Origin of the sequence: Bradyrhizobium sp. CCBAU 51745 (assembly GCF_028128715.1) — a bacterium.
GTDB lineage: Bacteria > Pseudomonadota > Alphaproteobacteria > Rhizobiales > Xanthobacteraceae > Bradyrhizobium > Bradyrhizobium manausense.
The window spans coordinates 401,930-425,841 of record NZ_LBJP01000093.1 but is presented as its reverse complement, the minus strand read 5'-3'; the positions used below and the strand labels follow the sequence as shown (position 1 = coordinate 425,841).

Annotated in this window: 18 protein-coding genes and 1 pseudogene; 8 read left to right on the top strand and 11 right to left on the bottom strand. The window is 58.2% G+C overall.

From position 1 onward, the window contains the following. Nucleotides 1-383: 383 nt before the first annotated feature. Nucleotides 384-4,667, bottom strand: coding sequence for an amino acid adenylation domain-containing protein (locus tag XH98_RS38230; protein WP_271621644.1), 4,284 nt, complete (start codon nt 4,665-4,667; stop codon nt 384-386). A gap of 133 nt (nt 4,668-4,800) precedes the next feature. Here XH98_RS38230 and XH98_RS38225 point away from each other — a divergent pair, with 133 nt between their 5' ends. From XH98_RS38225 to XH98_RS40975, 3 genes are all read left to right on the top strand, one after another. Continuing rightward, the gene (locus XH98_RS38225) at nt 4,801-5,463 is read left to right on the top strand and encodes a DUF6875 domain-containing protein (protein WP_271621643.1); all 663 of its coding nucleotides are present in this window, start codon (nt 4,801-4,803) and stop codon (nt 5,461-5,463) included. Nucleotides 5,464-5,682: 219 nt separating this feature from the next. Continuing rightward, nucleotides 5,683-5,853 carry a hypothetical protein gene (locus XH98_RS38220; protein ID WP_271621642.1) on the top strand — a complete coding sequence of 57 codons (171 nt, stop codon included), beginning with the start codon at nt 5,683-5,685 and terminating at the stop codon, nt 5,851-5,853. 1,431 nt (nt 5,854-7,284) lie between these two features. Further along, the gene (locus XH98_RS40975; protein WP_083513872.1) at nt 7,285-7,488 is read left to right on the top strand and encodes a hypothetical protein; all 204 of its coding nucleotides are present in this window, start codon (nt 7,285-7,287) and stop codon (nt 7,486-7,488) included. Between the two features lie 455 nt (nt 7,489-7,943). Here XH98_RS40975 and XH98_RS38215 read toward each other — a convergent pair whose 3' ends face one another. Then, nucleotides 7,944-8,273, bottom strand: coding sequence for a hypothetical protein (locus XH98_RS38215; RefSeq protein ID WP_271621961.1), 330 nt, complete (start codon nt 8,271-8,273; stop codon nt 7,944-7,946). A 763-nt stretch (nt 8,274-9,036) separates the two neighbouring features. Between XH98_RS38215 and XH98_RS38205 the strand changes: the two genes are divergently transcribed. From XH98_RS38205 to rfbB, 3 genes are all read left to right on the top strand, one after another. Beyond that, nucleotides 9,037-9,252, top strand: a complete 216-nt coding sequence (locus XH98_RS38205; protein ID WP_271597560.1) for a hypothetical protein — start codon at nt 9,037-9,039, stop codon at nt 9,250-9,252. A gap of 141 nt (nt 9,253-9,393) precedes the next feature. Beyond that, nucleotides 9,394-9,762: a VanZ family protein gene (locus XH98_RS38200; RefSeq protein ID WP_271621641.1), complete on the top strand. Its 369-nt coding sequence runs from the start codon at nt 9,394-9,396 to the stop codon at nt 9,760-9,762. A 213-nt stretch (nt 9,763-9,975) separates the two neighbouring features. Further along, nucleotides 9,976-11,040, top strand: coding sequence for a dTDP-glucose 4,6-dehydratase (gene rfbB / locus XH98_RS38190; RefSeq protein ID WP_271621640.1), 1,065 nt, complete (start codon nt 9,976-9,978; stop codon nt 11,038-11,040). A 216-nt stretch (nt 11,041-11,256) separates the two neighbouring features. On the opposite strand, the pseudogene XH98_RS38185 reads toward rfbB, so the two are convergent. Both XH98_RS38185 and XH98_RS38180 read right to left on the bottom strand, forming a co-directional pair. Further along, nucleotides 11,257-11,549, bottom strand: a pseudogene (locus tag XH98_RS38185) (transposase); the annotation flags it as partial. Nucleotides 11,550-12,118: 569 nt separating this feature from the next. Further along, a complete protein-coding gene (locus tag XH98_RS38180) occupies nt 12,119-12,484 on the bottom strand; it encodes a hypothetical protein (RefSeq protein ID WP_228749895.1) in 366 nt (121 codons plus the stop codon). Between the two features lie 454 nt (nt 12,485-12,938). On the opposite strand from XH98_RS38180, the gene XH98_RS38175 reads away from it, so the two are divergent. Next, a complete protein-coding gene (locus XH98_RS38175; RefSeq protein ID WP_271621639.1) occupies nt 12,939-13,283 on the top strand; it encodes a hypothetical protein in 345 nt (114 codons plus the stop codon). 73 nt (nt 13,284-13,356) lie between these two features. Here the strand turns inward: XH98_RS38175 and XH98_RS38170 are convergent, their stop codons facing one another. Continuing rightward, entirely contained in the window at nt 13,357-13,758 is a 402-nt protein-coding gene (locus XH98_RS38170) for a c-type cytochrome (protein ID WP_271621638.1), read from the bottom strand. 293 nt (nt 13,759-14,051) lie between these two features. Between XH98_RS38170 and XH98_RS38165 the strand changes: the two genes are divergently transcribed. Continuing rightward, nucleotides 14,052-14,243, top strand: a complete 192-nt coding sequence (locus tag XH98_RS38165; RefSeq protein ID WP_057741240.1) for a CsbD family protein — start codon at nt 14,052-14,054, stop codon at nt 14,241-14,243. A 1,707-nt stretch (nt 14,244-15,950) separates the two neighbouring features. Here the strand turns inward: XH98_RS38165 and XH98_RS38160 are convergent. The 6 genes from XH98_RS38160 to XH98_RS38135 form a co-directional block, all read right to left on the bottom strand. Continuing rightward, nucleotides 15,951-16,169 (bottom strand): hypothetical protein, encoded by a 219-nt coding sequence (locus XH98_RS38160; RefSeq protein WP_271621637.1) that lies wholly within the window; start codon nt 16,167-16,169, stop codon nt 15,951-15,953. A 604-nt stretch (nt 16,170-16,773) separates the two neighbouring features. After that, nucleotides 16,774-17,001 (bottom strand): hypothetical protein, encoded by a 228-nt coding sequence (locus XH98_RS38155; protein WP_271621636.1) that lies wholly within the window; start codon nt 16,999-17,001, stop codon nt 16,774-16,776. A 55-nt stretch (nt 17,002-17,056) separates the two neighbouring features. After that, on the bottom strand, nt 17,057-17,236 hold the full coding sequence (locus XH98_RS38150) for a hypothetical protein (protein ID WP_157083336.1): 180 nt from the start codon (nt 17,234-17,236) through the stop codon (nt 17,057-17,059). 264 nt (nt 17,237-17,500) lie between these two features. Further along, a complete protein-coding gene (locus XH98_RS38145) occupies nt 17,501-20,365 on the bottom strand; it encodes an NHLP bacteriocin export ABC transporter permease/ATPase subunit (RefSeq protein WP_271621635.1) in 2,865 nt (954 codons plus the stop codon). A gap of 20 nt (nt 20,366-20,385) precedes the next feature. Then, nucleotides 20,386-22,551, bottom strand: coding sequence for an NHLP family bacteriocin export ABC transporter peptidase/permease/ATPase subunit (locus XH98_RS38140; protein ID WP_271621634.1), 2,166 nt, complete (start codon nt 22,549-22,551; stop codon nt 20,386-20,388). After that, nucleotides 22,544-23,809, bottom strand: coding sequence for an NHLP bacteriocin system secretion protein (locus XH98_RS38135; RefSeq protein WP_271621633.1), 1,266 nt, complete (start codon nt 23,807-23,809; stop codon nt 22,544-22,546). The genes XH98_RS38140 and XH98_RS38135 overlap by 8 nt, the downstream gene beginning before the upstream one ends. Nucleotides 23,810-23,912: the final 103 nt, after the last annotated feature.

Genomic DNA, 23,912 nt, shown 5'->3' with positions numbered 1-23,912 from the left:
CTCGTTCACACTACATTAGTAGGCCTCTTTAACCTTTTTGCCTTGCATCATGCGCCTACTTGCGATTGCATAGTTTTCCCGATAGCGCCGCGGTCATTTCGGCCATTGTTTCTAGGAACTGCTGATGAGTAGTCGAAGTCAGGTTTACAACTATTCGGCCATTCTGAGAGACCGAGTACAGGGTCTAATCGCACTTGTTACAGAACTGGAAGGACTTCGTTTTCGGCTGCGTCAAGCGGAGGCAAGGACAATGCGGCGAAGAGGGAAGTTATCAACCCGGACTGCACGACGGCTGCTCGGTCGACGATAAGGGCAATCCGCAATTCACCACGCGCGATTACGCGCAATGGTGACACGCCCACAGCTCACTTGCAGCCAACGTCCTAGCCAGCCCTTCTTTCCACTTCCTGCCGCCGGGACGCAATCTGGCGTGCAGCGTCGCTGTTATCAGCGCCTCCGCAATCGGCGAAGCCCTCGTGATGCTCCGGTCGATGTTGATCAATGAGATGGGTGTCAGGCTCCGAATTGTCGAAGGCACTACCCTCTTGTGTGCTTGCTGCTCGGCCCGTACGTAGAGGCCCAATCTGGGCACATTCCGAGATCGTGCCAAATCGCTTCAGCGTTGCGTTGATCCTCTGAGCTAGCGTTCGATTGTGCTCACGGAACATCGACAAATGATCTCCATTCACGGGTATGATTTCCAGACCCGAAAGAAACAGATCCTTCCAGCCCAGGCTGTCATCCAAACCCCGCATACCGCCCCCCGATTCTGACCGAAAAAGAACCCCCCGAGTGTCAAGGAGGCGCGGGCGATAAGACCGCAGGATCCTCGTATACAATCGTTCTACGAGCCTCGTGGGCAACGGAGCCCCGTCCTCGTCCACCATGGTGGTAAAAGTGCTTCGTCCTCTCCAGATGCCTCGAAACCACTTCCGCGCTTCCTCATCGAGCATCCAGTGGACGATCTGCCATGAGCGCTGCAAGCGCGATGCGATTGATGGCGAGGACAGCTCGTTCGGAGCTTGCTTCCAAATTTGTCGGCATTTCCGCCAAGCAACTTCACGCGTAGTTGGATATGTCGCAGAGGTATCGAACAACATCACCAGATCTACCCGGCGACCTTGCTTTTGCAATTGATGAGCCATTTCGAAGGCAATGATCCCTGCGAAGGAGTGCCCCGCGAGCACACACGATGACGAAGCTAAATGGGCACTCAGGGCTGCTGCATATGGCGCAACCAATTGTTCGATTGTGGGGAAGGCGGATTTCCGGTTGTTTGCGACCGCGGCACGCCATTGCAGGGGCCAAGGACGCATATCGATCCCGAACACCTGGTTATCCAGCAATTCGGCGAGCCCGAATTCATCCGGCCCCGCGTAAACGAAATACACCGGGCGCTCCGCCTTGCCCTTCTGCATTTCAACTACCGGCGGTCGTGTCGCTAGCCCTCGGGTAGCAATGACCTTTGATAGCTCTTCCACTGTCGGACTTTTGTAGAGATCCGAAATCCCAAGGGTTACGTTCGTTACTTGTTTGATACGGTTGATCATCCGCACAGCCATTAACGAATGTCCACCCAATTCGAAGAAATCGTCCTTGATACCGATTTTCTTCAGCTCGAGTAATTCGCACCATATGCTGATAAGCGCTTCTTCCATCGGAGTGCTTGGCGGCACATACAATTCCTCGGACTGAGATGACCTCACACCGGGCAATGGCAATGCCCCGCGGTCCAGTTTACCGTTAGGGGTCGTGGGAAATGCATCCAGGAAGACGAAGTCCGCAGGAATCATATAAGTCGGCAGTTGATCTCGGCACAGGCTCCGTAGTTCGGCGCCTAGGCCAGCCGACGAGATCGCCGGCCTCACATACGCTATCAGTCTCTTGTCCCCCGCTGAGTTCTCTCGCGCCACAACCGTCGCTTCCTGCACCGCTGGATGCATGGTCACGACCGTCTCAATCTCGCCCAGTTCAATGCGATGGCCACGAATTTTTACCTGATGATCCACTCGACCAAGAAACTGAAGCATGCCATTCGGCAGTCGTCGAACCATATCACCGGTTTTGTACAACCGCGCTCCAGGCGCCTTGCTGAAAGGATCGCCAATGAATCGATCACGCGTCAATTCTGGCTGATTGTGGTAGCCCCGAGCTATCTGAATGCCACCCAGATATAACTCGCCAGGGACGCCGACGGGGACATGCCGCATATGAGCATCCAGCACGTGAGCCTGAGTGTTGGCTACTGGCAAGCCAATGGGAACAACGTCGTCAGCGTGCTGACGCGGGACTGAGTAAAACAGTGAGGTGATTGTGGCCTCGGTTGGTCCGTAAAAATAATGCAACTCTGCGCCGACCATTCCAAAAAACTCTCCGGCGAGTTCTCCAGTCAATACGTCGCCCCCGCAGAAGACATGCCGGAGGCTTCGGCAGGCCTTGAGTTCCGGTATCTTCAGAAGCAAGCGCAGCGTCGACGGCACGAGGTGCATGACAGTAATCCGGCATCGAATGATCGTTTGGACCAAATACGCTGGGTCACGATGTCCGCCCGGCTGCGCCAGGACCAGACGCGCGCCCACAAAGAGCGGCGCCAGGATTTCCAGGACCGCGGGATCGAAGCTAAATGAAATCTGCTGCAATACGCGATCGCCCTCGTTCAAGGGAAACATCGATTGCATCCAGGTCATCAGATTCCTGACCGCTCGGTGAGGAATCATGACCCCCTTCGGATTGCCTGTAGATCCCGAGGTATAATTTACGTAGGCAAGGCTCGAGCCGCTCGCAGCGCGGCTGGGGTTGCCGACGCTCCCCGCACAGACTGCAGGGTCATCCATGAAAATGACGGCGTTCGCTTTAAGATCGGGCAGAATTCGGCTCAGCTTGCGCTCCGTGAGTAGAACGGGCGCGTTGGCGTCCTTCAGCATAAATGCGATGCGTGCCGGTGGATAGGATGGATCTATTGGCACATAAGCGCCTCCAGCTTTGAGAACGCCGAACAAGCTGATGATCAACTCCGGCGACCGCTCCAAGCAGATAGCTACCAAAACCTCGGGACCAACCCCCAATTCGCGCAAATGATGGGCAAGCTGATTTGAATGATGGTTGAGCGCGCTATAAGTCAGGCGCTGCTCGCCGAATTCCACTGCCACGGCGTCCGGAGTTCGATCGACTTGCGCCTCGAAGAGTTCATGGATGCACCCATCCTTCGGGTAATCTGCCAGTGTTTCATTCCACGCGACCAGCAGATCGTGACGCTCAGCCGCTCCCAATAGCGGCAAATCACCGAGCCGTTGCTTCGGCTTCTCTGCCATCGCCTCAAGCAGTGTTTGTAAGTGGCCGAGCATTCGGCCAGCCGTCGCGCTATTCAATCGACCGCGATCGAATCCAATTTTCAGGCATAGCTCGGTCCCGTCGTAAGCCGCCAAGGTGATCGGATAATTGGATTGCTCAAAGAGATGGAATTTCCGAGTGGACCAAGACCGTCCCCGCATTTGCAGCAGGGAGTTCAGTTGATGATTCTCAAATACAACGATGCTTTCGAACAACGGCCTGCCCGCTGACACATCGCTCCAAGCCTGCACCTTCTCAAGCGGCGTATGCTCATGTTCGCGCATCGCCACAATTGCCGAGCGTACTTCCTTAAGCCAAGGAATGAGTGCGGCGTCGCGGTCCACGTACACGCGCAACGGCAATGTGTTGATGAACAAGCCGATCATGGCTTCAGCGCCCTCGATCGTGCTTCGGCGACAACTCCTGGTCACTCCGAACACGACGTCCGCCTCGCCGCTATACCGGCCTAGCAGCACCGACCAGGCACCCTGGATGATCGTATTGAGAGTCAGCTCATTCTGCTCAGCAAGCGAACGAAGTGCGGAGGTGATCTCACGCGACAACAAGATCTCCTTATTGCCGCCCTGGACGTCGACGTTCCGCTCGTTGGTCGGCAAGCGATCCACCACCAGCGGAGTGGGCGCCGTGAAGCCTTTAAGGGTGCTCCTCCAAAACGTTTCGGACTTGGAGAACTCCCGTGTTTGCAGCCACTTGATGTAGTCCCGATAAGGTCTGGGGCACTCTAGCGTTATTGCTGTGCCAGCGCGGAGAGCCTCGTAGTAGGAGAAGACTTCGCCAAGAATTGCCGGGAATGATCTGCCGTCCAACAGCGCGTGGTGAAACGTCCAGATGAGGCGGTTCTTCGCCTCGCCACAACGTACCAGGGTTAGACGAAGCAGCGGCGCTCGCGCTAGATTGAATTCTCGACGACGGTCCGTCTCCAATAGATCAGCCATTCGTCGATCCTGTTCGGAATCTGGAATTCCGCGCCAGTCCTGTTGCTGCCAGGGGATCTCGACCTGTGCTTGCACCTGCTGTTGCGGTTCATTGACGTCGATCCAGCGAAACTGGCTTCGCAAAACCGGATGACGAGCGACCACCATTCTCCAGGCGCGCCGCAGAGAGGCTTCATCAACTGCTTCGTGCAAGTCGCAGAGCAGTTGCTCGATGTAGACCCCTGTTCCGGGAGCCGACAAACTGTGGAACAGCATGCCTTGCTGTAGGGGCGACAGCGCGTACACGTCTTCAATCATGCTCATTGGCAGCTGAGGACAGGCTGGCGAACCTGTGTTGAACCTTCCGGCTGGATTGCCTTGCCGATGGTTTGCGATCTTCAATTGTCATTCCACGCGATTAAATGTAATCTAGAGAAAATTCAATATATGATTTTGTTGAATTAATAAATCCCCCAGGTATTAATGTAGGGCGCTTTAAATCTGACCGGGCACCGTACGCGGGGATTGAAGGAAAATGCCGAAGATTCAGAGCTTTGTGACGACTGAAGACGTTATCTCCGCCAGTCGAGTCCTTGCCTGGGCCAGGAACTATCTTGCACAGGAGGAAGAAAAGGTCAGGCGTCCTTATCCGCCTCAGACGGTTTGTCCCTATGTGGAGGCCTCGATTAAAGCGAACTCCCTCTACATGGTGTTTCATAACGAATTGAACGGAGAAGATGCCGCGTCGATTGCCGACGTAATCCTGGGATACGTCAATCCCTTCAAGGAGGCGCCCCCCTTTGCGCGGCATGAGCGGGCGCTAAAAGCGCTGCTCATCGTATTCCCGAATATCGAGGAGAAATTCCTAGGGGCGCTCGACGAGTGCCACCGGACCATCAAGCCGAAGATCGTCAAGTCTGGTTTGATGATTGGTCAGTTTCATCCGAGCTGCCGGGAAGAAGCGATCCACAATCCTGAGTGGAACGCAATCTCGCGATCTCCGGTTCCTCTGGTGGCAATCCGCAATATGACGTTACACGACATCATGTTTCTACATGACGATGAGGAAGCATTTCGAGCGTATGAAAGCAGGTTTGGAAGCCGATTCGCGCAGGGAGGTGTGTTTCTGTATCCGTATCACAAACACCTCATCACTTGCTATGAACGCGCAAAATCCGCTTATGCAGCTCACCAATAACCTAAATTGAATGGTTGTTTGTACCAGTCAACTCGGTCTGTTGAGTTTCAAATGAGGCTTCTGACGCACTCCCTTCATCTCTTGCTGGTGAACAATTGTGTCCCGCGGCGTGTACGCGATACCTCCACCACAAGGTGAAGCACGATCGATCGCCCATCCATTGAACCTTTCACCGGGCGGTTGGACCAACCCTCAAATCGGGGGACCAGGAGGTTTCCTATGCGCACGATCTTGATCGCAGTGGCGGTCGCTGGCTGTCTCGGTGCGACGTTTTTGCTGTCGTCCTATCCGTCAACAACCAAAGTTGATGTGGCGAACCTGGCCGTCGATCGCTGTACCAATTTCCACAGCTTGGCTGCGCTCAAAGTATCCGAACTAATGCGCAACTAGGAAAACCGGGAAGGCGGGGAGCACGGGGTCGGTTTGGCAAGCGGCTTTGGAGAGCCTTTTGCATCCAAGACAAACGGCCTCGGCTTGAGTCTGAGGTCGCCAATCCTGGGGAAGACTTACTCCCGACGCGAAGGCCTTTTTGACTTGGGTATTTCTCGGGAGCTTGGATCCGCCAATGAATAAAGCGGCGGGGCCTCGCCATGCACTGTCGAGCGCGTAAGCCTCGGGGAGTCTTGGCTACCCTCGATGAGAGATAAAGGTCTCCGACCCGGACTGATCCAGCTACGGACGCGCCGAAGTCCAAAGTTTAGGCGGGCGCCATATTTCACCCTGCAGCGCGCCGGCGGCGAAACCAAGCTTTCAGCCTGAATGGCTATGCTCCAATGTTGCGACGACGAGCCAAGTGCCTTGGCTACACGCCCGCGTGCACTCAGCCGCTCGAAACTGAAATTAAGCATGATTAATTCGATTTAATGCAGCAATAAAATTCTTTCATTTTGATCATTTAGAGGTAAAGTACTGTTGCGAGCGCAGGCACTCCGCGTGACGCGCCCTGCCCACCGGACCGTCGGCTCCGTTTGAAGTTTTTAGTCCCGGGCCGACGGTCCGAGGCAGTTCCGCGCTATTTCTGGGGAAAATTGAGCTTGGCCACCGGGATGGCGTAAGCTCTCACTTAAATCCCTAATCTGAAATGAGTCGGGGAGTTGCCGTGGGTATTTACTTGCTGTTACTGGCGGCATGCGTTGTTGGGGTTCTTCTGTTCCTGGCATTCCGCTTATAGGACCGACAGCGGCCACAACCGTTGCTTTGAATCCTCAGCCAATGGCCGAAATTGAAAAACTTCGGCTTGAGTTTTTGACTGTGCGCGGATGAGCGCGTTCAACTCCATCGCTGGAGACGAACGTGATCACTTGGCTGCTGGTAGCTTTCCTCATCACCGTTAGCGTCGCGATCTTGATCGCCCACGCGATCGACGCCATGCGCTCCTGAGGCTGCGCCCTCCCCCATTCGGCATTTTGACGGTGCGGCGATTTTACAGGCTATTCTTATAGGGAAAGCCGCGCAAGCGCCCTGGTCCTCGCGGGGAAGCCGCCTCGTCGACGGCCTCCTTGATCCATCGCTCTACACCATTGCACGATGACCGGTTCTTGGCGGACCCTTGTCGAGAGCTGTGATCATCCGAATTTTCCTCGCTCCGCCTTCAAGAACATAGACCGCAGTCCAAACGGCCTATGACGTCAAGGGACAGACGCCAATTGGGGTGGCTGAGACAGCTTCGGCTCGGACGCGCCCTGAGAATAGGGCCCCTGCCCCGATCCTCGACGAGCCAGGCTTGGAGACTAAGCTACATCTGACATCCAATTTGTTTGGAACCTGTAACATGGTTTAAAGTATTTAATTTGTGAGGAGTTTAGTATTTTCATATCAACCATGGGAGAATGTAGCATGCCCTCGGAAGAAGAAGACCGGCGGGAATTCTTGAAGACCTGCGGAAAATTTGCTGCGGTCACGCCCCCAGTCATGACCATGCTGCTGTCCACCTCGCTCACGTCAAAGGCAATTGCGCATTCTGGAGGCGGAGGGGGCCACCACCGCGATAATGAGCACCACCATCATCACCGGGACCGCGACTAGGCGGCCTTAGACTTGCAAGAGGCCGCCTTCCCACAGGCGGCCTCTTTGATGCCACAAGATCGGAGAATCGGCGCACCCCGCGGCGATGCTGTGGATCACGTTCTGGCGGTGACGCGCGAGCTGAAGTGGAGGCGATAACCGGCATGCGCGGCAGGCAGATTCGAACGATGTTGGCCCGTGAGGAGGTAGGGACAAACTGGCGCGCCGGGAGTTGCATCTGACCATCTAAATGCTGATCTCGCCAAGACGGGGCAGAGGGTCTATCCGCGCTAAGGTGGGGACGCCACCCCTGCTCTTTCATCTCCTGTCTCAAGTAACCCGCCGGCGGGCAGCTGCTAGGTGTTGGGACCGGCTGCTCGCCCTCCAGGTCTCCACGTCGCGGATGGACCGACACTTGCGGGGACATCGCAATAATCCATTGCGGCCGGGCCCAGCTCGACCCGTTAAATATAAAATTAACCATATTTAATATCGAATGCAAACCCGAAGCCATGGATCGCACAGACGCACGCTGAGTAAGTGAAGAGAAGGGCGAGGGAATTGCCGGTAGCCTGCCGTGGCGCGCGCTCGGTCACTTTCGGCACGACAAGAAAATGACGATTGAATGTCAATTTAATATATAATACGATAAGCGAGATTTTAAATGAAAGAGGGCTGATCGTGATGCGGGTCGACAACGAAGATGATGACCGGCGGGCGTTCTTGAAAACCTGCGGGAAATTTGCAGCCGTGACATCCCCTACCATGACGCTGCTTCTGTCCACTTCCGTGACTTCACGAGCCATCGCACATTCAGGCGGCCTGCCTGCAGCGACGCAGAACGATAGCGGCCGGTCGTTCTTCGAGAACGATCGGTCCTTTGCGGCAGGACCGCGGAGCTCCGCCGGCGGGTCATCAGGGGGTGGGGGAGCACCTGGCGGTCGCCCTGCCGGGTCATCTCATGCCGGGACAGCTGGTGGTGGCGGCGGATCCGGCGGTAGCGCGGGGGGCGGTGCTGGCGCAACCGCCAAAGGGCCGTTCGCGACAGCCGGCGGCTCGGGAATGCAAAGCGCACAGGGTGGGGTCGATTGCGCAGACGAAGAGGATGAGGAGAAACGAAGGACCGATTGCCCCGGCGCTAACACACGGATTTCGAGAGCAGCCGAATCCAGCCGATAGGAGTCGTCTCAGCCTATGAATGAGGTGACTGCCGTACGGCTAGGCTCCGTCGCGGCCTTCGCCCGCGGCATCGCTAATTGTGTGGCCGAGCGCATATCTGATCAGCCGAGCGACCTCTTGATGCACCGCGCCGGAGCTGAACCCTGCCAAATGTCCCTACGCTTGTCTCAAGATTGCATAGTTTTCCTGACTTTCAAGAACTGATCGAGTTCTCTTCAGCTGTGCTTGGGAGGGAGCACCCGCTCGCGCTGTGCGCCGTGTTCAACTTTGGGAAATTGCGCTGAGCGTCGGCTTAGCGGCGGCCATCTGTCGCACTTCGCGATCGAATTCCAATTCGTTTAATCATTAGATAGCCTATAGAATACGGCTGATTTCGTTGCGGAGGGCGCGATGATAGATCAACAAGATGATGACCGGCGTGAATTTCTGAAGATCTGCGGCAAGTTTGCGATTGTTACGCCGCCCGCTATCACAGCGCTGCTGTCGACGTCGCTAACCAGCCCAGCCCTTGCGCAATCCGGCGGCGGCTTGGCGCACGGCAACAACGGCTGGGGCAATGGCGGCGGGGACGGCAGTCCCAACGGCAAGCCGGATACGTATCGCTGAGGCTGCCGTTAACATTGCTTACTAGCGGGCGGTTTGCCTGATCGCCGTAGCTGCCACCATGCGCCATCACCCGCCCAGCCAGCACACAAGGCCAAATGTTTGCACCGTTCTGCTCATTGCACCCGACCACGACTCTAGATAATGAAAGATATGGTTAGGTTCTTTCGCGCCGCGGGATGGTTGGCTCTCGCTCTGGTGGCTTTCGTGACGCTCGCCCCCATTTCCGATCGGCCGACGATTGCGCCCGCTCACTTCGAGCACTTTGCCGCATTTTTCGTGCTCGGGCTCGTATTCGTGCTGGCCTACCCAAATCGCATGATGCTGGCCACCCTGATCGTGATCGGCAGCGCGATTATCCTGGAAGCCCTACAGCTGCTCACTCCTGATCGACATGGTCAGCTCACGGACGCGCTGGTTAAAGTGGCTGGAGGTCTCTGCGGCATTTCGTTCATCACTGTTGGGCGGGAGTGCATATCTCAAGTAATGACCAAGATCGCATCTCGGGGATGACGAGATCACCGATCCGGGCGGAATGCAGCCGTCAGGATTCGCGCCAAGCTTGTCCATACACAGGAAGATTCTGGACTTCCGACAACAGCGGCGCGTCGGCATCCTTGGGCGACAGCGAGGGGCTTTCGACGCCCCACTTGATCCCGATCGCCGGATCGTTCCAGGATCGGCAGCGCGCTCCTTCGCGCGCTAAACCATAACCGGAGACCGAGCATGCGGTTCAAAGGCTCCACGATCTTCGTCACTGGCGGCGCCGGCTTCATCGGCTCGGCCGTGGTGCGGCACCTCTTGCGCGATACCCAAGCGCGGGTGGTGAACATCGACAAGCTGACCTACGCTGCCAATCTCGAGTCTCTGCCCGGCGCGACAGGAAATCCGCACTACGCATTCGAGCAGCAGTGCATCTGCGACGGCGCGGGTCTTCGAAAACTGTTCGACAAGTACCAGCCCGACGCGGTGATGAACCTCGCCGCCGAGAGCCACGTCGACCGCTCGATCGACGGCCCCGGCGAGTTCATCCAGACCAACATCGTCGGCACCTTCACCATGCTCCAGGAGGCGGTGCGCCACTGGCGCAGCCTCGCCGGCGAGAAGCGGGAGCGCTTTCGCTTCCTGCACATCTCGACCGACGAGGTGTTCGGCTCGCTCGGCGCCGACGGCTTGTTCACCGAAACCAGCCCCTACGCGCCGAACTCGCCCTATTCAGCCAGCAAGGCATCGTCGGACCATCTGGTGCGCGCCTGGCGGGAAACCTATGAGCTGCCCACCTTGGTGACCAACTGCTCCAACAATTACGGGCCCTATCATTTTCCCGAAAAGCTGATCCCTCATATGATCATCAGGGGGTTGGCCCGCGATCCTCTTCCCGTTTATGGCGATGGTCAAAATATCCGCGATTGGCTCTATGTCGAGGACCATGCCAAAGCGCTGACGCTGGTGTTGGAACAAGGCCAGGTCGGCGAAACGTACAACATTGGTGGTCGCAACGAGCGCACTAACCTGCATGTCGTCCGGACAATTTGCGATCTACTCGATGATCTTGCTCCGAGTGAAAGTGGCTCGCATCGTCAGCTTATTTCCTTCGTGAGCGATCGCCCCGGGCACGATCGTCGCTACGCCATTGACGCATCGAAGCTTGAGCGAGAACTTGGTTGGCGCGCCGGCGAGTCTTTCGAAAGCGGTATTCAAAAGACTGTATGTTGGTACATCGAGAACAAGCCATGGTGGCAAAGTATTCTGAACAGAGGCTATCAAGCTCAACGGCTTGGACGTGCGTGAAGTGGCTCGCCTAGGCAGGACGGCCAATGCCTCGCGGCATCGCGTTTGCTACCATCGGCAACGAGCAGACCGGAAGAGGTTGCTGCAAGGGGAGTGTCTGCTCCTCTCAGGGCGTTGCGGCTTCGTCAGATCAGCGGCTGGAATGGCTCCGTTAAGGCGAAGCCAACCCATTCTTCAGGAAATACGGCCAGCAAAGTCCAATCGACTCGGTTAGCGGTCAGCCTTGATCAGGCTTGGATCGACGGCAAATCCTTCACCGCCGACCAGCCGCTCCTCGATGCAGCGGGGCAAGACAAACCCGAGACGGAGAGATCACTCTCCCGGAAGCGATCATGCCTGTTCTTGGAGAACGTCGAGTGATCCGGCACCGCGCCGCCCGGGCTGAGCCAGCAAAACCATCGGTAGGCCAAAACTAAGATCGCACGGACGCCGCTCCGATCTGATCCCGAAGCATAGCCGATCAGAAGCATCCGGATCATCAACTCGGGATCGATCGAGGGCCGGCCAGTTGGGATTGCTACCCAGCCTCACCCCTTATCGTCCCAAACTGCAGTCAGCCGATCGAGCTCGTCATAGGGACGCTTTTGCAGTCAGGGCTTTACCGGCTTCGCTCCCAGGGGCGTCTGCCGTCCGCATCACGATCCCAGGGGCGGGCCGTCGTTGCGGCTTTGTCGTCCTCTGCGGCTTTTGCGCGATCGGCTTTGACTTGCTCTCGATCGGTCAGAGGCGGCTTGGTGGAGGGCACGCCCGTCTGCGCCAAAGCCGGAGCCATGGTGAGAAGCGCAACGATGGTAATGAGCTTTGTCATCCCCGCCTTTAACACGGCTGCGGGGCCGTGTCCGATTTAGTTGCCCCCCTCATCGAGGAAATAGCCGGGCGTCTGGAGGATCACCGTTGCTGCGTCGAGGCGGCGCCGAAGCCGGCGAGAAATGCCGGCCGGGGCTAACTCCGATCGAGGCTGCGTACTCATTGAGCGGCTGGCCGCTGGATGTCCGATGGCCGCTCGAGTCCTAACAGCTGCGAGAAAGCGGACGTTTCGCAAGTCGCTGAAGGGCCATTTCCGGACTACCACGCGCCTCTAAATCATACTGCCTGGCATGAAACAGCGAATAGTGGGATGGCCGTCCTCATAGTAGGGCCAGACAACCGTTCTCCCGAAGCGGTTGGGTCCCTTCACGACCGCAACGTCCGGAACGTCAATCCACTCGTTCGCAAGAAAGACTTGGAAATGCCCGTTCTGGCTTCGCCAATCTGTGTCCCGCAAAGTATTTCCGTCGGAAAGAGCGCAGCAGGCCTCCCCTCCTTCGGATTTCAATTGCTCGAACCATTTGTGCATTTCCGGATCGACCTGCGCGTATTTGCCCTCTGGATCGCGAGCCGCCACGGGGGTGGACATCAGCAGCAATGCCACCATCATCGATCTTACGGTGTGGGTATTCTGCAACCGGGCTCTCATAAGAGCCCCCCTGCTCAAAATTCAATTGTTTGAACGCGATCACGCCGAGTAATAAACTCGCCTCCGGGGCAATGGGAACGGAGGGAAATGCATCAACGACATCTCCCGGAGACGGGGCGCTCTGGCCCAAATATTCCCTATTCCAACTGAACGGGTTGACAGTCAGTAGGCCTGATCGCCTGCCCCATCACAACTAGAAGAAACGATGGAGCCTCGAAACGTAGCAATGGTTTTCCGCCAGTTCAACCTGAAGTCAGTTCGGCGCGGCTACGGGCCTTCTGTGAAAGTGCAACGACGCTGACCTTTCTCAACGCAATTGAACCTTTGCGGAATGCCTCGGACCAACAGTTAAGCAGTTCACATGGTTTCAAGTAGACCAAGATTAGGATGAATGTGGAATTTGTGGTGGGAATATCTTCTAATCCGAGAGAGGGGAAATCCCATGAAGAGAATGTTTCTGATGGTGACCGCCATTTCGATCACTGGAAGCGTGGCCGTCAATCACGCCAACGGATGCGCACTACAGCGCCCAACTTTTGAAGTTACAGGTTTCCCGATCTCCGGGCATCAAGTAGCGGTGCTGGGCTCGGCCCAGGTGGAGGAGAGTGCGGCTACACCGACGCTCATGTTAGCCGGGATGCCGGCTTCTCCCAGTCAGATCGAGATTCTGACGAGGCCCCCAAAAACAAGAAAAATTGTCGAGGCTTCAGCAGATGCCAGTCTGCTCACCGTTGGCGTGGCGAGACGGAGCAGAAGCGTTGGTGAGGCACCGTGTGGCTCTGAGTGATCCCGCGGATGACGTGGCATCTTGCGCCCGCTTTCGGCGGGCTTTTTTTTGCGCTTGCACGTGAGTGACAGCCCTATTGGGATCGCATCGACCGCAGAAAAAGCACGATCTTCTTTCGATCCTCAACGGACGAAAGACCTCCGTAGGGAACCATTTTGTTCCCGGGAACGACCTCATCTGGATTGGCTATGAAGCGCGCGAGTTTTGCTTCATCCCAGATGAAATCACTGTTCCTCATCGCTGCCGAGTAATTGTACTCCGGCAGCGATCCCGCTTTCCTTCCAATAATCTGGTGCAAGTTAGGACCAAGACGATTGTCGTCCTTTTGGATCGAATGGCAAGTTCGACAAGCGTTGTTGAACACCTGTTGCTCTGCGCCTTTCGAGAGAACGTCCTGAGCCAAAGGCGAGGACGACGGTACCAGGTACAACATTGCGCTCGATATCACGAGGCCGAGCCGGCCGATACGCTTCATGCCAACCTCCCGTCGCCTGCGAAGGGCGACTGAAACCGCCTGAGTCATTCCAGCTGATACCGGAAGTCCAGCCTCGACCGGCCATCCGCCTCCAGTCGGCTCTGCGTCAATCGCGTCGGTTTTGACCTGACACCGCGCGCTTCCGCTCAAGCCTGTTGAGCGGATGTGTCAGCGCTGTCAATATCCGAACGGGTTAGATCAGAAGCTTTCGTGAGCAAGATTGCCCGTTCCCCTGGGAACAGGCTGCCAACGCATTTGTTGTTGCGTCTTAAGGTACACGAGAGGAGACGATTATGGACCGAGAACATGTAAAGGGCGTTGCCGACAAAGCAAAAGGCGCAATCAAGGAAGGTGCCGGTAAGCTCACTGGCGACAAGGACATGGAGGCCGAAGGTAAGATCGATAAGGCTAAGGGATCTGCCCACAATGCCGCTGGAGATGTGAAGGACGCCGCGCGGGACGCCGCTGACGCCCTCAAGAAATAAGAAGAAAGAAGCCACAATTAGCCGCCTCCGGGCGGCCTTTTCTTTTCGTTCGCTTGTTCCAGATTTAACCTCTCGCGGCGACATCAAGCTTAATCCGCGTCTTCGATTTGCACCGAAGTTAGATGGCGGTAGCCTTTCGATTACCGGACATTGCCCTTAGTCCGGTCCCACTGGCGAGGCCGCCGGGCCATTATATTCGACGCGGCGGCCTCCCTTTAAACGCCTCAAGATGAGCTTCATTCTCGCAGAGCGAAAAGACGCGGCGCACGCTCGGCGCGAACCCCTTCCAGACGGCGCCTTTACCAGCAGCGATCCTGATTGCCGGGGTCCGACAGCGCGCTGCTGACCCGGCGCAGCCGCCACGACAATCTGTGCGCCGATGCTGTGACGTGGTTCACAGTGCTATCGCAGATGAAGCCAAAGGTGATGACGCGCAACGAAGCGCAATTCTGAATAGGAAGCCGCCGGAGGCGGACGCGACCAGCGTGCTTTCCGTCATTGCAAGATTGCGTCGAGCAGAACGAGACAGGTCGGCAACTGAGGCGGCCGTTTTCTTAGAAGCTCCTCTGAATGACCGAATAAGCGAGAGCAGCCGAAAAAACGCTTAATCCAACGATAGCGACTTTGAAAACGAGGACGGCAGTCATGCTGTGCCTCCGTGTTTGCAAATCACCATTGGGTCGTGCAGCTGAGGCGAGAGGTCTACAATCCGATCGTACGCTGTAGATGGCGAAGCACCGACAAGGTGCTGTCGGTGTAATGGCGCTCGTTCCAACGCGTATCTGCCTCGTACGCAAGGAATGCGGCGATGATGATGGCAAATCCGATCCTGCCCATGAAAAATATCCGTCGCGATCTAAATACTTCGAACATACCGCGGAAGACGAAGAATGGGTTGCCCGTTAGGACGACGCTTTCAAAAAATTTCGCGTTTAACCGGGCTCACAGGTCGGTTCCATTTTGGAACCTCTCGATGTTGCACGGTGAGCACGCCGCTGAACTACTAGCCGCACACCATTGCTTCCGATTCCAGACTCAGGCTTCTTCATCCAGCCGGAATTGTCTCAATGGGGGCCAAAGTGCACGGCGAAGCTGGATGCATCGTTTGCTGCCAAGCCAGAACGCTGATAGCGCTTTTTCCGGTGGCTGAAGGATGCGAGCTAAAGCTCTACGAATGTGCCGGCTGTGCTAGCAGCTTGTGGCTAATCACTAGAGCATCGACACCAAGGCGCGGCAAAAAAGAAACGCAGCTTATGACAATCGACGCTGCGCTAAATGTCGCTGCCCTCGGAGTACGATTGCCGAGGAAACCTGTGAGGCGGGAATAGGGATCGTGTCGACCCTCGACATGGCAAAGCATCTGTAGGGTATACGGCAGGACGAGACGCGATATATTTCGCGATTGGAACCAATTAAATTGTTTTAATTTATGCAGCTGAGGTATTTAATATCTGTCGCCTAGCAATCATAGGGTGGTTCCCATGACCTCGGAAGACGAAGATCGGCGTGAGTTTTTGAAGACTTGCGGAAAATTCGCAGCGGCCACACCGCCTGCCATGACCATGCTGCTGTCGACCTCCCTCATGTCAAACGCAATTGCGCACTCCGGAGTCGGAGGCGTCCGGCACGAGCACCACGAACACCATCAGCACCGCGACTAGCGACAGGTAATCTTTCTGAAGGGACAGGCCCCCTTGCAGGGCGGCCTCAATCAATTGGGCCAAATTCTTTCACGGCCCTCTTCGCGATCTCGTCCGGGTCATGAGTGCCCGCGGCGTCGATCTCGATTACCTTCCGCGCGACTATCTCGCTGACCGGATCGTTGCGATTGACCAAATCTAGTGATTTCAACGTGACAGCGAACGCCTGACGGAGTCGTTCAGCGTCTGCCGAGCTGGCATTCCCCAATAGACGATTGATGGGCATAGCTTCTAGCCCCGTTAGCCACCCCTCATTTAAGGGAGGGTTGCCAAGCGGGATGCTAGCAAGCATTCCAGGTCAATTACAAATCCAATTTGGAAACTTCAGCCCGAGCAATGGCAGACGCCGGCGGAAGACACGGAAGACCGGGAACGCTTTGCGGAGTTGTCGATTTTTCCCGATGCCTTTCCCAAGAGGGCGCCCCTAATCGGCCCCAGCTTCATCCCCTGCCCGGAGCTCATCCTATTTGCCAATGAATGGCCCACTTCGCTCTGCTCGCGCCGGAAGTCGAGCGGAGTTCATGCGACCCTATTTTGGGATAACCCTGATCTGGGATCGCCTTAAGCGCCGCCGAGGTGCGAGAGTCGCTTTGAATTCTTTGCGTGGCTTCACTTCGGCAGACTAACCAACAAGACCCATCCGCAGTGATCCCGCTCCCGTTGGGACATGTTTGAGAGGCGACAATCTGAATAACGTTACGCCGCGGGGCCTAAATCGAGCCTGGTTGCAGGCCTCGGTGCATGTCATGTGCCGGAAATGTTTTTGTCGAAGTGAAAGAGGCCGCCAATTGAGGCGGCCTCCACTCGCGAGCAGCTCTGGGCTGGAGAATTCAGAAGGGCGGCTGCCCCGGTCCTGAGCCCGGGCCAAACGGGCCGCGCAGGTTGCCCGGGCCCTGCAAGGCGCCAAGGATAAACCCGCCGACCCACTCGGCGGCATCCTTGATGGCGCTGCCAATGGCACGGAAGGCGTCTCCGAGCCAGTTGCCGCCGACAACCGCCTCGAGTTCTGCATCATTCAGTTCGATGATTTCCGATTTCGCACGTTCCAGATTCAGCATGTTAGTCGCTCCTTTTCAAATGATGGATGTGATGAATTGTTCGAAGGCGCAGGTCTCAGCGATGGAAGATGCCGCCAGGCAACCAGGGGTTCGGACCCATGGGCTGGTGGGTCGTGATCTTCCCATCCACGATCCAGGGCCCGATGCAGCCACCGTCATTGATGAAGCCGCCGCACACGGAGCTCAGTTCGCGCTCGTCCAACTCTTTACGGTCTCGATTGCTACGCTCGGTCATTTGTGTCTCCCGCTGTTGTGGAGGGTCCATTCCCTCTCATCTCGTGACCACAGGAGTATCGCGGCCCGTGCGCTTAGACCGTGAGACGGGTCACAGAGGCCAGAGACCGGCTTTTCCTGCGCCAATGACGGCACGGTTCCTCACGCAGTTCCGGCGGATGCTGTCCTGTAAAGGCTCGGAAGGACGCGCTGTGAGTCAGGCTCTGAGGCCTACGCCCTGGTTCGACTCGCTTCTTGGGTGAGTGGAGAGCGGGTCTGCGACGGATCAAAGCATCTGCCGCTGCGCAAACGCTGCAAAAGCGCCAGCCGCGGCGGTCAATTCCTCGAACGTCCCGGCCTCGACGATCTTGCCGTCAACCAGCACGATGATCCGATCCGCATTCTTGACGGTGCTCAGCCTGTGAGCGATGACGATTCGGGTGACGTTCAAATTCTCCAACGCATCACTGACGATGGCTTGGGATCGGTTGTCGAGCGAGCTCGTCGCCTCGTCGAACAGCAGGACGCGCGGACGTCGCGCGATGGCGCGTGCGATCATGATGCGCTGGCGTTGTCCTCCAGAGAGGGTGCTGACCCCTTCGGCTATCTGGGTCAGCATGCCCATTGGCATGGCCTTGATGTCTTCCTCAATTCCCGCAAGTCGGGCGGCGTCCCACACCTGGTCGAGCGGAAGCCGAAGTCCACCACAAATATTTTCGTAGATGTTCCCATTCGCGAGCCGCGCGCTCTGCAAGACAACGCCGAGCTGGCGCCGCAAAGCGCTCACATCCAGCGTCTCGATTGATTTTCCGTCGTAGAACACCGCACCCGATTCCGGCCACTCGAAGCCGAGCAGCAGCCGAAACAAGGACGACTTGCCGCTTCCGGACGGCCCGACGATCGCAACATATTCGCCCGGCGTGATCTTCAATGAGACATTGTCGAGCACCAGAGGGCCGCCTGACAGATACCGGAACGAAACGCGCGCAAGCTCGATCGATCCAGACAGCTCTCCCGGCGCTTTTTGGTCGTCCGAGATCTCCGTCGGGCTGGCGATGAGGGGGCGCAACCGGAGCAGTGGCGGTATCGCGATCAGCGCTTCACTGACGCCGCCCGCCCATGAGCCGACGGCACCCATGGATTGCCCGAAGGCGGAAAAGAAGGCGAAGAATCTGCCGAGATCCGTCAGCAGGTTGCTGTTCGAATAGGATGCATAGGCAAAGATGATCAGCGTCGCGATCGTCGGAAAAGCCGTCTCGAACGCGCCAAGGCCGTTGCTGGCGAGCTGCGACGACACGAAGTACTGCTTTTGTGTCGCGAACTGCCTCGACCAGATCCCGAGCGCACGCCCGGTTGCCCCCGACACCCGCAATTTGCCGACGCCCGTCAGCAATTGGAGGACGAAACCGCTGACCTTGCCCTGCTGGTTGAAGTGCTTGTTCTCAAAATAAAACCGCAACAGGTTGGTCGAGATGATGGCGACCGCCCTGACGAATGTCAGCCCAATCGCGAGCAGCGCCAGCTTCGGACTATAGTAGATCATCAAGCCGAGGCTGAAGATGCAGAAAAGGCCGGCGATCATGCCGCGGAGCGCATGGCCCGTCAGGGCACGGCGTGCGGCGTCGATGCCCATCGCGCGGTCGACCAGCTCGCCCGTCGTGAATTTCCGGAAGACGGCAGTTGGCAGCCTGAGCATGCGATCGATCATCGCCGACTGCAATCGCCAGTCGATGAGGGCTTCCATGCGGAGCATGACAAGGCCCTGCATGACCTGGACGCCGGCGACCGCCAGGGCTGTCAGGCCCAACGCGAGGGCACAGAAGACGAGCTGGTCGAGCTCCGATCTCGGGATGATCGAGCTGATCAGTAGATTGGTGACGAAGGGCGTCACCAAAGACAGAAGCCCGATCACCACGACCACTAGCGCGATGCGCAGTCCGCTGCCACGTGCGTAGCGCAAGGCAAATTGCAAAAGCTCCCTGAACTTCAGCGAGCTTGACGGCAGCGGCGGATACAACATCGCTGCTTCCGGTGCGATCTGTGCCGCCACGGTGCGATTGACCAGCCGGCGCGCCTTCGTCAGTGGATCGATCATGACGTAGCCCCGCCGTGTCTCATAGACCAGGGCGACGGGCTCGCGCTTCTCGCCGAACCAGCCGACCAGCGGGCCTGCATCGGCTCTCCACCAGTCCGATCTGAGCAGCACCTGCCGGAGCCGCAACCGAGAATCCCGCGCGATCTGCGTCAGCCCAGTGAATTCCTGCCGGCTACCATCGACCCGACCGGCAATCGCGACCGGCATGCGCATCGCGCTTCCGACGAGCTGGCAGGCGCCCGCCAGCCGATCGGAATAGGATGCATCGACCGCGTCATGATCGAAGCGCCGCACGATAATGCCGGAGAGGCGATCGAAGGCTTCCATGGACTGCGATGCCGCAAGCGCACTCCGGCTCTTCAGCCGCTCGCTCTCGCTCTGCCTCTCGTGAACCAGGATGCGTTCGACGCAGGCAGCGAAGCTCCGGTGAAACTGATCGACCGCCGGCCAGATCGCGGCCGGCGCTGCGCCGTCGGCGACTACGCCGCAGCCTTCCGCGCCCGCCTCGATCCACAAGCCTGACGTGAGCGGCAGAGGCTGGCTTCCGGCCGCGTATGGAGCGGAAACGCCCATCAGCCTGAGGTCGCCGCGCTCCACGGTCAGCCACAGCAGACCACGCATGGGTCCGCGGCCGCCTTCGTTCGCTGCAAGTTCGGCCTTGCCTTCCGGCAGCTCGGTCATTTGCCACAGCGGTGCCGGCCCCGCGACGAAGCGCGCGAGCCGTTCGATCCAGCGCGTGACCTGGACTGGCGTCAGATCGGATCTGGACCGTGCGGACGCCCGCGTGCCTTCGGTCCCGACCGCAATGAAGCTTGCGCTGCGTCCTGTCGATACGGCGATCTCCGGGAGATCGGCGACGACGTCGCCGCTTTCGATCCGAAACAGATGGTGTCTCTTCCCGTATTCGCCCTCGTCGGCATCGACCGCGAAGATATCGAGATGACCGGCAACGACCTCGAACACGTAGCCATGGTGATCGAGCAAAATGGGCCTGCGACCATCGAGCGTCACTTCGATCGGACGTTCCGCCGGCCTGACGAGGCTCGCACCGGACACAATGTTTTCAGCCGAAGGGATCATTCCTGGGACACCAGCCTCGCATATTCGCCCTGCCGGGCCAGCAGGCTCTCATGCCTCCCGCGCTCCACGATCTTGCCCTGCCTCAACACGACGATCTCGTCGCAATCCCTGATCGTGCTGAGACGATGTGCGATGATGATGCAGGTGCAGCCGGTGCGGCGCAGATTTTCGTCGATTGCCTTTTCGGTGACCGGGTCGAGCGCAGCCGTGGCCTCGTCGAGAACGACAACGGAGGGACGGCCGACGAGGGCGCGCGCGATCTCGATGCGCTGTCGCTGCCCGCCGCTGAAATTCGTTCCACCCTCGCTCACATAGGAGTCGTAATTGCCGGCCCTGATGGCGATCTCGTCCTGGATCTGCCCGTCTTTCAGCGCTCTGGTGAGATCGGCGTCCGGCGTCGTCCGATCCCAGAGTGTGAGATTGTCGCGCACGGTGCCCTCGAACAGGAAGATATCCTGATCCACGTAAGCGATGGAGTTGGCGAGGATTTCGGGTGGAACGTCCGCAAGCGGAGCCCCGTCGATCAGGATCTCTCCGGCCCACGGCTTGTTGAGGCCGCAAATCAGGCGTCCGAGCGTCGATTTGCCGCTTCCGGACGCGCCAACAATCGCCACGCGTGATCCCGGACGGATGTCGATCGAAAGCTCGGAGATAAGGGGAGGCTCAAGCAGTGAATAACCGAACTGCACATTCTTGAGTTCGATGCGCCCCGCAAGCTTGGCGGGAAGGTGTCCTTCAGATCCGCATCGCTTCGGTTTATCGCCCAGCGGATAGTTGTAGACATCCTCGAGGCGATCGAGGGCGCCCCGGATCAATTGAAAGGAGCTCGCCTGATTGACCAGCGTTGCGACCGGCTCCGAGAAGCTTGCCATCAGCGACTGGAAGGCGACGAGGCTGCCAAGCGTCAGCGAGCCCTCGATCACCCGCAAGCCTCCGAGGATGAGTATCGCCGTCATGCTCAATCCCGAGATGAGAGTCGGGATCATGTCGAGCAGGATTGACGAGGAGGCGAGCTCGCGCTCGGCATTGAGAAGCTTGGCATGGACACCGGCCCATTGTCCGAATGCCTCGTCCTCGAGACCGCTTGCCTTGATCGTCTCGATGGTCCTGACGATGCTGACCACCGCTCCCAAAGATTTTCCACGTTCTTGCGAGAGCCCGCGGCTGAGGTCCTCCCGGCGCCGGTGCGACAGGCGCAAGGACAGGACGTTGAGCATCGACAGGGCGACGCAGATCGCGGCAAGCCACGGATCGTAGACCACCATCGCGAACGCAAAGAACACGACCGAGGTGAGGTTGAGCACGTTGGCCGCAATGCCGCCCGCAAGCAGCCGTGCAATCTGTTCGTTGGCCGCAACACGCGTTGCGATATCGCCGGCGTGGCGTTGAGTGAAGAACTCCATCGGCAATGCCATCACCCGCCAGAGAAATCGGCTGATCATGACCACCGACAGCTTGGTCTGCAACCGCAGCAGCAGCGATTGTTGGAGCAGCGTCAGGATCGTGCGGATCAGAGCGGTGACGGCCATGCCGACCAGGAGCGGACGCAGCCACCCGTCGAGATGCTGGATCAGCACGTCGTCGATGAAGATTTTTGAGAAGCTCGCGGCGACGAGGCCCGGAAGGACCATCACGAAGCTGAGCAGGACGAGCAAGCCCACTGCCGCCTTTGAGCCGCGCAGCTCGCGGACCAATAGGCGCAGTCCGCCAGGCTTGCTCCCTTGGGCGACGAACGCCGCCGTCGGCTCCATAGTGAGCACGACCCCGGTAAAACTCCTGTCCAGCTCGTCGAGGCCAATTCGCCTGCGCCCAAAGGCTGGGTCGTTGATGTAGGCGAACTTTCCATCGATCCCATCGAGAACAACGAAATGATTGAAGTTCCAGTGGATGATGCAGGGCGTCGGTGTCGTGGGCAGCGTCGCTATTTCCTGACGGAATCCCTTGGCGGACAGGCCGAAGCGCCGCGCGGCCCTGACGACGTTGCTGGCCTTGCTGCCATCTCGCGATACGCCGCATTCGACACGCAACTGCTCCAGTGGTACCCACCGGCCATAATGCGCCAGCACCATGGCGAGGCAGGCCGCGCCGCATTCCGCCGCCTCCATCTGCAGGACGGTGGGTGTTTTCTTCACTCCCGTACTAGGCTTGGCAAAACTATCCATCGATCCCGGTCAACTTCCTGATAAGAGGAACAACGAGATCCAGCGGGCGCCGGTTGCGGGTGGTGATCTCGGCCTGGGCCAGCGTGCCGCTGGTCAGGTGAACCGGAGGTCCCTGGCCGACAGCCCACCGATAGCCGCTCGTCGTCGAGTCGTCCCGTTCCAGGGACACGGTGACGGCATAGGGCGCGCCGTCGTGGGAGAACACCTTGACCAGTTGATCGTTGTGAAGCACCGCGGTCATTCCTTGTGGAGTCACGGGAAACTCCGACACGCTGGAGACCGTCCCGATCATCATGCCGAACTCCTCCCGCTTGACGGTGCTGGGCGCAATGCGCACCTGCGAGCCTGGCTTGACGCTCTTGCCTTGCTCGGCGGGGACATAGATGACGGCCTCGAGCTTCGAGCCCTCATCTTCGATCGCAACGACCGGCGTGCCGACGGCGAGGACCGAACCGGTCGATATCTTGATCTCCAGCACGCGACCCGTGATCGGGCTGATAACCTGCGAATTGCGCCCCAGCGTCCCGGCGAGTGCCTGCATCTCGCGGCGCGCATTGTTGGCCGCGAATTCGGCTTGTTGCAATTCGTGCTCGCGTTGAGTTTCAAGATCGGATTGCTGCGCGTGCAGTTTGAGGATCTCGTTCTGCGAATCCGTTCGCCGCTGCTGCGCCTCGGTCAACTCGAGACGACGATCCTCCAGCGTCTTTCGCGTGGTCAGGCCCTTGGCCATGAGCTGCTCGAGATTCTTCACATCGATGTCCAGGGACTGAACGCGCTGCCCGGTTGCCTCGATGACCTTGTTGAAGGCTGCCTCGAGCTTCTCGAGATTGGCGGCCTTGACTGCGAGCTCCGACCTCACCTTCGCCGCCATGTCGTCATGCTCACGCTGGCGCTCCTTGTAGGCCTCAACAGCGTTTGCGTATTTTTGCTCGATGTCGGTCTGCGAGATCTGAGCGATGATCTGACCGCGCTCGACATGGTCGCCGACGGAAATGCTGAGCGAAGCGAGCCGTCCCTCCGCAGCAGAGACTGCGTCGACGACGCGGCCGCTGCCGACCAGGATTCCCTGTCCTGACACGCGCGATGGAATGCGGCCGTAGATCCCCCAGACAAGGGCAGCAATCAGTGCGACCGTTACGACGACGGCAAGGATCCAGTCGGCCGGCTTGGTAATCGCGACGAGATGGTCGAGTTCGTCCGGAGATGCCGCGCGTTGCAGCGCGCTCGCACGGAAAATATGTTCGGGACCGTCAGCCACGGTTCAAATCCCTCGCAAACGATCTCGGCGCAATAACTTTCAGTTTCAAGATGGGCCTGAAAAGACCGGCGCAACTGCCGATGATACATAGGAGCCGATTTCC